Consider the following 13,189-nt stretch of genomic DNA (forward strand, 5'->3'; position numbering starts at 1 on the left):
CAAATATGATCGAAAATTTGATAATCGATATTATCTCAAATACAAATCAGCATAATTTTTTCACTCTTTTGCTTGCATGGGAACACAGTTCATCCTGAATTTTTTCAGGACTCAAAAATGACCTCGTAGAGGTTAAACATTCGTAGAAAAATAGTCGAAATGCTGGTTTCGACCTCAGGGAGGTCGCACCACATGGAGCAATGTGGTAAATGTGCGACCTCCCTGAGGTCGGAAAACGCTTATCTATGCTAAATTCTACGAATATTTGACCTCTCTGAGGTCATACACCGCCTTTTGTAAAATCCGGGGTAATTCATGTTTCCACCCTTTACCAACATTAACTTAACAGTGGATTGTGGATAAATTAACCACCCACTAGGGTTAGTCTAGCTTCCTTTTTTCTATTTTTGCAGGCTATGAGATTGCAGCGCCTGGAAATAAAAGGTTTTAAAAGTTTCGCGAACGAGACGGTCATCAACTTCGATGCCGACGTGATCGGTATCGTGGGGCCGAACGGTTCGGGAAAGTCCAATATTGTGGATGCCATCCGCTGGGTATTGGGCGAACAAAAGAGCCGTGAACTGCGTCTGGACCAGATGTCCAGCGTGATCTTTAACGGTACGAAAAAACGCAAACCCTCCGGTGTCGCTTCCGTTTCCCTCACCTTTGAGAATACCAAGAATCTTTTGCCGGTCGAGTACCAGTCGGTCACCATCACCCGGATGCTGTACCGCAGCGGGGAAAGTGAATACCGCCTGAACGGAGTAACCTGTAGACTGAAGGATATCACCTCACTTTTTCTGGATACCGGTATCGGATCCAACTCCTACGCCATCATTGCCCTGGGCATGGTAGACGATATCCTGGCGGATAAGGACAACAGCCGCCGGAAGATGTTCGAACAGGCGGCGGGGATCTCCAAATACAAACTCCGGAAGCGGGAAACGCTCAATAAGCTCAAAAATACGACTGAAGACCTGGACCGGGTGGAGGATCTGCTCTACGAGATCGATCAGAACCTGAAAACCCTGGAAAAACAGGCCCGTCGGGCGCGTAAGTTCTTCGAACTCAAGGCGCAGTATAAAGAAATGAGCGTCAATCTTGCAGTGATCAAGATCAACGCCCTGCGGGATAAGCAGCGGGATATGGCCAAAAAGCTCAACGAAGAGCAGGACAAATACCGCAATTTCGACGTCAAGAGCAATCAACTGGAAGCCAGGCTGGAAGAAGAGCGCAAGGCCAATCTGGATAAGGAAAAGGCCCTGAGCGACCGCCAGCGGGAACTCAACGACCTCATCGGTCAGATCCGCAGCCTGGAGAACGATAAGCGCATGCAGGATCAGCGCCTCCAGTTTATCGAACAGAATAAAGGAAAATTGTCTTCGGACATCCAGCAGGCGCGGACCCGCATCCAGCAGCTGGAAGAAGATATTGAACATTACCAGACGGAACTCAATACCGAAAAACGGATCGAATCCCGGCTGGAGCTCGAACTGGAACAGGCGGAAGATGCACTGCAGAAGATCCGGGAGAACCACGGTTCCGTCAAGGCCGACCTGGAAGAGGTCGTGAACCGCCAGCAGGCGGTAGAGCGGGAGCTATTCGAGTTTGAAAAAGAAAAAGCCGTTTATTCCAACCGCATCGAGACCTATCGTCAGGAGATCGAGCGCAGTCGGCTAGATATTGAAATGCGGACCGGCGAAGTAAGCGGCCTGCGCGAAAAGATCCGGGGGATCGAGGAACAGGTGCAGGCGAAAAAGAGCGAAGTGGAAACCCTCGAAAAGGCCGAAGAAAAACGGCAGACGGATATCAGTCAGGCCGAAGAACAACTAGAGGAGATCAACCAGAAGCGGAGCCGCGTGAACCGCCAGCTGGACGCCAAGCGCAATGAGTTCAAGCTGACCCAGAGCATGATCGAAAACCTGGAAGGCTTTCCCGAATCCATTCGTTTTTTGAGCGGAAATAAGGACTGGAAACAAAATGCGCCGCTGCTCTCCGACCTGATCTATGTGCAGGAGAATTACCGGATCGCCATCGAGAATTACCTGGAACCCTATCTGAATTACTACGTCGTTGAAAATCTGGAAGAAGCCTACGCGGCTATCCAGTTGCTGAGTCGTAGTCAGAAGGGCAAGGCCAATTTCTTCCTGCTGGATGCCTTCCGGGACTACAGCGCCCCGATCGCCCTGCTGCCGGGAGCGACCCAGGCGATCGATCTGGTGGAAACCGAGCCGAAATATTATAATCTGTTCAGTTATTTGCTTGAGCACGTATTGGTTACGGATCAGGAAGACCTGAAACAACCGGTTGGTGAACAAACGACGCTGCTCTCCAGCAGCGGACGCTTCATCAAACGCAAATACAGTATATCCGGTGGTTCCGTCGGCTTGTTCGAAGGTAAAAAGATCGGCCGTAAGAAGAACCTGGAGGTACTCGAAAAAGCCATTCAAAAGGCAGAGCGCGAAGAAAACCGCCTGTCCACGGAATATTTCAGTCTGCGTAAAAAGCTGGAGGAGCTGCGTGCGAAAAAGACCAACGCCCAGATCCAGCACGAACGGCAGCAACTCAATCAGCTGGAGCAACAGCGCATTTCGCTGGCCACGCGCCTGGAAAACTTTGAATCCTTCATCCTCGAAGTAAGTACGAAGATCGAAGAGAGCGAAGGCCAGATCGGTGAACTGGAAAAATCCATCCGCGATATCGAAGAGCAGCTTGCGGAAAAAATGGATGTGATCAGCGGGATCAAAGATCAGATCCACAATACGGATAGTTCGTTCCGGGAAATTGCCGAGCAGCTCAGTCAGGCATCCACCGATTATAACGATAAGAATATTGCCTTTATCCGCCAGCAAAATAAAGTGGGCGCTTTTCAGCGGGAGCTGAATTACCGGGAAAAGCAACTGGAAGAGACCCGGCAGACCCTGGCAAGGAACCAGGAAACGCTGGCCAAAAGCGACGGTGAAGTCCGGGAGATCCAGGATGCCCTGGACCAGCAGGAGGTCAAACTGCGGGAAGCCTACGAATCCCGGAAAGTGATGGAGGAAACCCTTACCGAAGCGGAACAGATCTATTACAAAGCCCGGGGCGGCATCAATGAGATCGAGGATGAATTGCGGAAGATCACCCGGCAGCGACAGGACGCCCAGATCCTGATCAACCAGTTAAAGGAAAAATATAATGATGTGAAGTTTGAGGTTACTTCGGTAGCCCAACGTCTGCGCATCGAGTTCAGTATAGAGATCAACGAAGTACTCAATCAGGAGCGCGAGCCGGAAACCCTTCCTCTGGAAGAACTAGAGCTAAAAGTGGATCGCATCCGGGGCCGACTGGATAATTACGGGGAGATCAACCCGATGGCGGTGGAAGCGTACGACGAAATGAAAGAACGCTTCGACACCATTTCCCAGCAGCGGGACGATATCCTACAGGCCAAGGAGTCCCTCATTGAAACCATCAAGGAGATCGAGGATACCGCTACGAATCAGTTCCTCGATTCTTTCGAAAAAGCTCGCGGCTATTTTATTGACGTCTTCCGCAGTCTATTTACCGAGGACGATAACTGTGATCTCATCCTACTGGAACCGGAGAATCCGCTGGAATCCAAGATCGAGATCGTAGCCAAGCCCAAAGGTAAACGACCACAAACCATCAGCCAGTTGTCGGGCGGGGAAAAAACCCTGACCGCAACGGCTCTGTTGTTTGCTCTGTACCTGCTCAAACCGGCACCCTTCTGTATCTTCGATGAGGTGGACGCGCCGCTGGATGATGCCAACATCAATAAGTTCAACCGGATCATCAAGAAATTCTCCCGGGATTCCCAGTTCATCATCGTTACCCACAACAAGCTGACCATGGCCGCGGTAGATACCATCTACGGCGTATTCATGGCTTCCCAGGGCGTCTCCGGGGTTAGTCCGGTGGATTTCCGCGATTTTGAACATAAGGCTACCTTTGAGGTGAGTGCCAACTAGCCGCCTACAGTTTCTTGAATACTTTCGAAAGGGTAGGAGCGGGCTGCCAAATTATAATGGCTGCCTGCTGCCAATCACCCGAAATTATTTTTAGATTAATTTATCGTTAAGAATAAAAGTGAAGTAGTTGGGAATTAGATAGTTATGAGATTATTTTTTTGGATATATGAAAAAACATTTGATTATCCTATGTTTTTTAGTGTAAAATGCTTAAACTTGTAGCAATCGTAGAATTTATTCTAAATCTACACAAGCTTTTCCTCCCTTACTACATTTCAATTTACTACTTCATCGTAGGTGAGCAACACCATCAAGGCTATTTTCAATAGCCCTGCACGCTTTTGAGCAATACTATACAAACACAAGTTTATCTAAAGTACATTTTGCTGTAAGGCCACTCCTGTGTCCGGTCGGTTCGATCCGGCGCGTATAGGGTGCACTTTACAAACGCAAAAGCTATGTCTACTATCCATTAGTCAAAAGATCATGCATCTTTCTGACCCGGTATAACAATGCACTTACTGTACTTTCCCATAAACCGACAAAGTAGCACTTCGGACAGATAAGGTTTAGGTAAAACATCCTGTCCAGCAACCACGAGATCAACACTTTCAAGATTTAACGGCCATTTAGAGTCGCCCGGTTTCCGGGCATCAGTTACTATCGGGCATATACCTGTACCTCGATAGACTGCAATCTATTGGCTGTCAGGCAAGTAGATTAAACCATTTAAGTATTACCCAAACAATTAAAGCAATGTCTGCACACTCATTGAAAGTGTTCGTACTCAAGCTGTTCCGGTTGTGTAAGAACTGGAAACCTCCAAAAGAAAATACCTGTCCGGCCGGATGGTCTCCAATGTGCCGGATCAGTATGGAGAAAGCTCCCGGAATGCGAAACACTCATCTTCTACCCGGGACAATCTTTTTATTTTTCTTTCTCCTTTTTCCCGTATTTAATGATGCTCATGCCCATACTTCGGCTGAAACTACTGCCGTAGAGGAAGCTATGCTGGCCACGGACTGCAACGATCCGATCGTTGGAAAAGGTGCCGTGGTCGATCAGATCAATACGGGATTGGCCTGCCTGCTGTGCGGCAATTCAGATCTGGAAAATATCATAGACGGAGACCTGACTAACAGTATGACTTTCAATAGTCTGGCTACGGTAGCGGGCCTTACCCCACTGGTCTCCGTGAAAGCCCTGCAGCAGAATCATGCTGCCGGTCAGCGGGCCGGATTTGTGGTTCAGTCCGTTACGGGGCTGCTGGATATCAACCTGTTAGATAATTTCACGATCCGCACTTATCTGGACAATTCCTTCCAGGAATCAGCCAATACCAGCCTTGGCCAGATCCTGACCATCAGCAATATTGGTGGCGAGGGCAGCAAAAAACGGATCAGTTTTATCACTACCCAACCTTTCGATGAGATCGAGCTGGTGATCGATAACACCGTTTCCGGTTTATCCAGTTTGCGGGTATTCTACGCCTACGTGGAACCGCCCGACTGTGATCACGATTGTGTTTCCGCCTTGGTCCCAACCAATTATACGTCTTCCGTAACCGAATCTTTCATTACCGGATGTACCGCCTTACTGGGCTGTGGTGTACAAAACACCGCTAACATTGTAGACGCGGATACCACCGATTTCGGTACCATTGATTTCGGATTACTCGGCCTGGGGCAAACCGGCGTGGTTTCCGTTGCGGCGGGTACCTCTTTTCCCGGTGGCTACGAAGTAGGATTCGCCATTGAGAAGCAGGGACTGCTTGGACTGATCGATCTGTCCACCCTATCTAACATTCAGTTGACGACCCGCCTGGGCGGATCTAATCAGGAATCGCAGAGTGCGGGTGGTGCGATCGCTAATATCGGACAGCTCGGTAACACTAATATTACGTTGGTGAGTTTCAAAACAAACCTGCCGTTCGATGAGATCCGGCTGGCGGTAACCGAGACTTTGAATGTCGGTCAGGAATACAATGTTTACTACGCGTTTATCCGGCCGGACAGCGACAATGACGGTTTCCCCGATTGTGTCGACAGTTGCCCGGGCGGTGATGATAATTTTGATGCGGACGGCAACGGCATCCCGGACGATTGTGATCTGGTATGTGATGTAAATGCCGGACTGGATCTGACGATCTGCCCGCCGGAAACTACGGCCAATCTGCCACCCGCCGGCTCCGGCCAGACCTGGGTCGCCTTAGCCGGCAACCCGGCACCGGCGAGCATTGACAACAGTGGCAATGTTACGGGCATGACCGTAGACGGCACTTACTTTTTTGAACTGCAGGAAGGTAGCTGTTCGGATGTGGTAGCGATCAATCGGGAGGAATTCGCGGTTGACCAGTCCTGTAACGATCCGATCGTGGCCGGAGATGTGGTCATTGACGGTACGAATCTGCTGGGCGGGGTCTGTCTGAACTGTTTTTCGGCGGATGCCGGAAATGTGATCGACGGTGACCTGTCCAATTATTCGGAATACGATCAGTTATTGAGCGTGCTGACGGCTACCTCGCTGATCTCCGTACGGGATCCGAGCAATGTCTATCCGGGCGGCACCCGGGCGGGATACGTGATCTCTTTACCCGACGGTCTGCTGGATGCTACGGTACTGGGCGCTTTCCAACTTCGCACGCTGCTGGACGGCAGCTTGCAGGAAACCGCAACGACCGGCAACGGCCTGCTGAGTGCCGGCGTGCTGGGCGGTCCGGGCAATAAGCAACGGATCAGTTTTGTCACTTCCCAGCCCTTTGACGAACTGGAACTTGTAGTCGGCAATGTGGCCGGCTTACTGACCACCGTTCGCATCTACTATGCCTTTGAGGAACCCACTTTTTGTCCGGATTCCGGCGGCGGAGCGGGAGGTGCCTGTCTGGAATACCTCACTGCTTCCAGTGATGCCTGCTCGATGATTTCCTACGACCGGACGGATATTACCGCCCTCGCCTGCGCACTGTGCGAGGTGGATAACATCAGTAATGTCGTAGACGGCAATCTCAACAATTTTACCACCATACGCCTGACGGCAGGAGTTATCGGATCTGCTTCCATTTCCATTAAGAATGTTGCCACTATCGCCGGCGGCTACGAGGTCGGTTTCGGCCTGGGAGGTGGCGTTGAATTACTGACCGCTGACGTCCTGCAGGACCTCACCCTAACCACCTACCTGAACGGTACCCAACGCGAGAGTTTCACGGCCAGCAACAGCCTGGTGGATATTACCCTTTTGGGTAGTTCGGGTATCGGTTTACTCAGTTTCCGTACCAGTATCAGTTTTGACGAAGTTCAGCTTACCGTTTCGGCTCCCGTTACGGCCAATGTACTTTCCGAACTGGAAGTTTACTACGGTTTCATTCGTAGTGATGTAGACGGAGACGGTACACCGGATTGTCTGGATCAATGCTGCGGCGGTGACGACAGTCTGGATGCCGATGGCGATGGTATCCCCGATGCCTGTGACGGCGGTCCGGATGCAGTGGACGATGTAGCCACTGTAGATGAGGATCTGACCGTCAAGATCAATGTGCTGGCCAATGACGATTTTGGCCGGGATGGCCCCAGTGCCACCGCAATTACCGTGGTGACGAATGGCGCGAACGGTACCGCTACCGTGGATGATAACGGTACGCCCAACGATCCGACGGATGATACGATCGATTATGCGCCAAACGCCAACTTCAGTGGTAGTGACAGTTTCACCTACGAGATCTGCGACTCGGACGGAGCTTGCGACCAGGCGACGGTCAATGTTACCGTAAACCCGGTAAACGATACTCCGGTTGCGGTGGATGATCTGGCATCGGTAGATGAGAACGGTACGGTCAATGTACCCGTCACCGCTAACGATGACTTTGGGGGTGACGGTCCGGCCATCGGAGCGATCACCATCGTGACCAACGGCGCGAACGGTACCGCCACGGTCAACGACAACGGCACGCCCGACGATCCGACGGATGATAGTATTGACTATACGCCAAATGCCAATTTTGTGGGCACCGACCAGGTGACTTACGAGATCTGCGATGCGGACGGTACCTGCGATCAGGCCATCGCCACCATTGAGGTTAACGCGGTGAATCTGCGATTGCAACTCAGGGTACTGCTCCAGGGAGCCCTGCTGGGTACACCCGGGACCATCATGCGGGACGATCTGCGTTCGGATGGCGTCATTCCCAATACCGAACCCTACACGGCACTTCCCGCCTTTACCCACGTGAACGGAGGTGGGGGCGAGAGCGTTTCGAACCCCGGAACGGTTTTTGCCGACCAGGGAAATAATTCCATTGTGGATTGGGTATTTGTGGAACTCCGGGATCCGGCTGATGCCACCCTCGTTGTCGCTACCCGCTCCGGGCTGGTACAACGGGACGGAGATGTGGTGGATGTGGACGGTACCTCGGCCCTGGCCTTTACCCAGTCGTCCGCCGGCTCCTACTATGTAGCCGTACGGCACCGAAACCATCTGGGAACCATGACGGCCGATCCGATTGCGCTGGCTACTTCCGGCACACTGGTCGATTTTACCGATACCGGTCTGGACCTGTACGAGCAAAGTGCAGCTTACGACGGTAAAGAGCAGATCACGGTAAACGGGAGTTACGCCCTCTACGCCGGGAATACCAACGCCAATGCCTCGGTAGTGTTTGCCGGCCAGAGCAACGATAAAGACCCCATTTTCAATGAGGTAGATCAGGCGTCCGGCAACCTGCTTAAACTGCAAACTTACATTTTCAACGGTTACAACTTAGGTGATGTGAACATGGACGGTTCATCCATTTTTGCCGGCCAGAACAACGATGTCGATCCCATTTTCAACAATGTGGACGGGCATCCCAATAACGTGCTGAAGTTGCAAACCTTCATTATACCCGAACAATTAGCGAAATAATTTGAGCCCAACAGGGGATATTCTGCCGATTTAGGTCTATCCCTCCCATAGTTAAACTTTTTAATTATCCTCTACATGAAACAAATAACCATAACTACTCTTTTGCTGTTTTTGGCCCTAACCATTTACGGACAAAATCAGGTTACCTATGGATTCATACAGGATCCTAGTGACCCGCTGCACATTACGGCGGTGGCGTATCCGAACTTTAGTTCCAACAACGTTACGATCTCCACTTCCGTATTTTCTTTTCTGCTTCCGGAAGGAACAGTCACCAACCCCTCGGTAGATCCGCTACCCGGCTCCGGCAGTTTTGTCGACATTACGGGTACCTGGGTAGCCCAAAGACTTACCCCCGATGTCTATTCGGGTATAGGTTTTGATCCGAACGACCTGCAGGGAAATGACGTCTACCAGGTAGTATTACAAAACTCACCCTCACCTCCGGCAGTCAGTGGACAGGCAATTGAATTATTTTCTTTTGATTTGCCTGCTGACTGTTTTGGAGGAAATGTGGAGGTTTTGACGAATGATGGCTCTATCCAACAGGCCATCCTGAATAACCTCGGTGCGAACTTCAATAACCAGATATCGGTCAGTGTGGACGATGCACCGGCACAGGACCTTTATTTCGGCAACGATCCGAGTACGTTCTCCTACGCCTGTCCGCTGGACGGAGCGCCGATCGCCAACGATGATATTGCATCGGTGGATGAAGATGCTTTTGTGGAAATCCTGGTATTGAACAATGATGATTTTGGGGTAAACGGACCCGCAATTGGTGCGATTACCATTTTTGCTTCCCCGGCCAACGGTACGGTGACCGTGAATGACGGTGGCACCCCCAACGATCCGACGGACGATACGATCACCTACACGCCGGACCCGGATTTCAACGGTAGTGACAGCTTCCAGTATCAGATCTGTGATGCGGATGGCGACTGCGATGAAGCCACGGTCAGTGTTACCGTCAATCCGATTAATGACCTGCCGACTGCCGTGGATGATGTAGCCACTACCGATGAGGATGTGGCCGTATTGATCGATGTATTGGTAAACGATGATTTTGGTGGCGATGGCCCTTCCAACGGGGCGATCACGATCTTTTCCTCGCCGGCTAACGGTACGGTGACGGTCAACGACGGTGGCACCCCCAACGATCCGACCGATGATACGATCACTTATACGCCGAATGCCAACTACAACGGCAGCGACAGCTTTGAATATGAGATCTGTGACAGCAACGGCGATTGCGACCAGGCAACGGTGAGTATCACCATCAATCCGGTGAACGATCTGCCCACGGCGGTGGACGATATAGCCAGCGTTGATGAAGACGCTTTCGTAAACATTCCGGTTACGGCGAATGATGACTTTGGCGGCGACGGCCCGGCCCTCGCCGACATCACGATCTTTTCCTCACCGGCCAACGGTATGGTGACGGTAGACAACGGTGGTACGCCGAACGATCCGACGGACGATAGTGTGATCTATACGCCGAATGCGAACTACTTCGGTAGCGACAGTTTCGAATACGAGATCTGCGATGCCAACGGTGATTGCGATCAGGCCACGGTCAATGTGACCATCAATCCGGTAAACGACCTGCCGACGGCAGTTGACGATGTAGCTTCAGTTGACGAAGACGCTTTCGTGAACATTCCGGTAACGGCCAACGACGACTTCGGCGGCGACGGCCCGGCAATTGCGGACATCACAATCTTCTCCTCCCCGGCCAACGGTACGGTGACGGTGGACGACGGTGGTACGCCGAACGATCCGACGGACGATAGCGTGATCTACACGCCGAATGCAAACTACTTCGGTAGCGATAGCTTTGAATACGAGATCTGTGACGCCAATGGCGATTGCGACCAGGCGACGGTCAGTGTGACCATCAATGCCGTGAACGATCTACCTACAGCCGTAGATGATGTAGTGAGCGTTGATGAAGATGATTCTGTAAACATTCCGGTAACGGCGAACGACGATTTCGGCGGCGACGGTCCTGCCCTTGCGGACATTACGATCGTGGATTCTCCGGACTTTGGTACGGTGGTAGTTGATGACAACGGCACCGCAAACGATCCGACTGATGATATCGTGATCTACACGCCAGATCCGGATTACTTCGGCAACGACAGCTTTACTTACCAGATGTGCGACGCCAACGGCGATTGCGATGTGGGTACTGTAAATATCACGGTTGATCCGGTGAACGACCTGCCGACCGCAGTGGACGATGTAGCCAGCGTTGACGAAGATGCTTTCGTGAATATTCCGGTAACGGCCAACGACGACTTTGGCGGCGACGGTCCGGCGATTGCGGACATCACGATCTTCTCCTCCCCGGCCAACGGTACGGTGACGGTAGACGACGGTGGTACTCCGAACGATCCTACGGATGATAGCGTGATCTATACGCCTAATGCAAACTACTTCGGTAGTGATAGCTTTGAATACGAGATCTGCGATGCCAATGGCGACTGCGATCAGGCGACGGTCAGCGTGACCATCAATGCCGTGAACGACCTGCCGACGGCCGTAACCGACAATGTATCCGTAGATGAAGACGATTCGGTCAACATCCCGGTAACGGCGAACGACGATTTCGGCGGCGATGGTCCGGCCCTTGCGGACATTACGATCGTGGATTCTCCGGACTTCGGTACGGTGGTAGTTGATAACAACGGCACCGCCAACGATCCGACGGATGATATCGTGATCTATACGCCGGATCCGAATTACTTTGGTAATGACAGCTTTACCTACCAGATGTGCGATGCCAACGGCGATTGCGATGTGGGTACGGTTAACATCACGGTTGATCCGGTGAACGACCTGCCCACCGCAGTTGACGATGTAGCTTCAGTTGACGAAGATGCCTTCGTAAACATTCCGGTAACGGCCAACGACGACTTTGGCGGCGACGGTCCGGCGATTGCGGACATCACGATCTTCTCTTCTCCGGCCAACGGTACGGTGACGGTAGACGACGGTGGTACGCCGAACGATCCGACGGACGATAGCGTGATCTACACACCGAATGCGAACTACTTCGGTAGCGACAGCTTCGAATACGAGATCTGTGACGCCAATGGCGACTGCGATCAGGCGACGGTGAACGTCACGATCAATCCGGTGGACGATACTCCGGCAGCCGGTGACGATGTGGCCAATGTCGATGAAAACGGCACGACCAATATCGATGTGACCAATAACGATGACTTTGGTGGCGACGGCCCGGCTACGGGAACGATCACCATCGTAGATCCGCCGAACAATGGTGTGGCAACCGTGAATGATAACGGTACGGCCAACGATCCGACGGATGATTTCATCGAGTACACTCCGGATCCCAATTTCTACGGAACGGATGAGATCACTTACGAGATCTGCGATGCCAACGGCACCTGCGACCAGGCTACCATTAGCATTAACGTGAATGCGGTGAACGTCCGCCTGCAGGTGAGAGTATTGCTGCAGGGTGCGCTGCTGGGCACTGGCGGAAGTGTCATGCGCGATGACCTGCGGTCCGATGGCGTGATCCCGAATACAGAACCTTACGCTGGTCTCGGTTTCGGCCATACCAACGGTGGTGGCGGCGAAACGGTAACCAACCCGGGAACCGTATTTGCTGACCTCGGATCTAACTCAATCGTAGACTGGGTATTCGTAGAACTACGCAGTTCTGCCGATCTCACACAGGTGGTTGCTACCCGTGCCGGTCTGGTACAACGTGACGGTGATGTGGTGGATGTAGACGGTACTTCTCCTCTGCTCTTTACCCAATCTGAGGCGGGATCCTACTACGTAGCGGTCCGTCACCGGAATCACCTGGGAACCATGACCAACAACGCGATTGCGCTTTCCGCTACCGGAACTACCGTGGACTTTACGAACGGTTCCCTGAACCTCTGGGATCAGGGCGGCAGCTACAACGGTCGCGAGCAGGTATCCATCAACGGTGTATTTGCCCTTTGGGCCGGTAATACCAACGCCAATGCTTCGGTCGTATACGCCGGACAGAGCAACGATAAGGATCCGATCTTCAACGAGGTGGATCAGGCGCCAGGCAACTTCTTTAAGATCCAGACCTACATCTACAACGGATACTTCCTGGGAGATGTAAATATGGATGGCTCCTCCATCTTCGCCGGTCAGAACAATGACGTGGACCCGATCTTCAACAATGTGGACGGTCACCCGGTCAATGTGTTCAAGATCCAGACCTTTATTATACCTGAACAATTAGCCAAATAAAAATTTTTGGAGAGCGAATGAGCTATCATTCGCTCTCCTTTACACTTTCAAATAACCCA

The 13,189-nt window shown here is 51.9% G+C and carries 3 protein-coding genes; all 3 read left to right on the forward strand.

Annotation, left to right across the window (positions count from 1 at the left end):
* The first annotated feature begins 416 nt into the window (after positions 1-416).
* A complete protein-coding gene (smc, locus tag CRP01_RS14230; protein ID WP_099150733.1) occupies positions 417-3,971 on the forward strand; it encodes a chromosome segregation protein SMC in 3,555 nt (1,184 codons plus the stop codon).
* A gap of 756 nt (positions 3,972-4,727) precedes the next feature.
* Positions 4,728-8,867: a cadherin-like domain-containing protein gene (locus CRP01_RS14235; RefSeq protein ID WP_143473386.1), complete on the forward strand. Its 4,140-nt coding sequence runs from the start codon at positions 4,728-4,730 to the stop codon at positions 8,865-8,867.
* A 75-nt stretch (positions 8,868-8,942) separates the two neighbouring features.
* Positions 8,943-13,130, forward strand: a complete 4,188-nt coding sequence (locus CRP01_RS14240) for an Ig-like domain-containing protein (protein WP_099150735.1) — start codon at positions 8,943-8,945, stop codon at positions 13,128-13,130.
* Positions 13,131-13,189 lie beyond the last annotated feature (59 nt).

Source organism: Flavilitoribacter nigricans DSM 23189 = NBRC 102662, from assembly GCF_002646595.1.
GTDB lineage: Bacteria > Bacteroidota > Bacteroidia > Chitinophagales > Saprospiraceae > Flavilitoribacter > Flavilitoribacter nigricans.

What these genes read in the sequence shown, in the direction of transcription:
- smc (WP_099150733.1), top strand. Translation starts at nt 417, where the DNA reads ATGAGATTGCAGCGCCTGGAAATAAAAGGTTTTAAAAGTTTCGCGAAC.
- CRP01_RS14235 (WP_143473386.1), top strand. Translation starts at nt 4,728, where the DNA reads ATGTCTGCACACTCATTGAAAGTGTTCGTACTCAAGCTGTTCCGGTTG.
- CRP01_RS14240 (WP_099150735.1), top strand. Translation starts at nt 8,943, where the DNA reads ATGAAACAAATAACCATAACTACTCTTTTGCTGTTTTTGGCCCTAACC.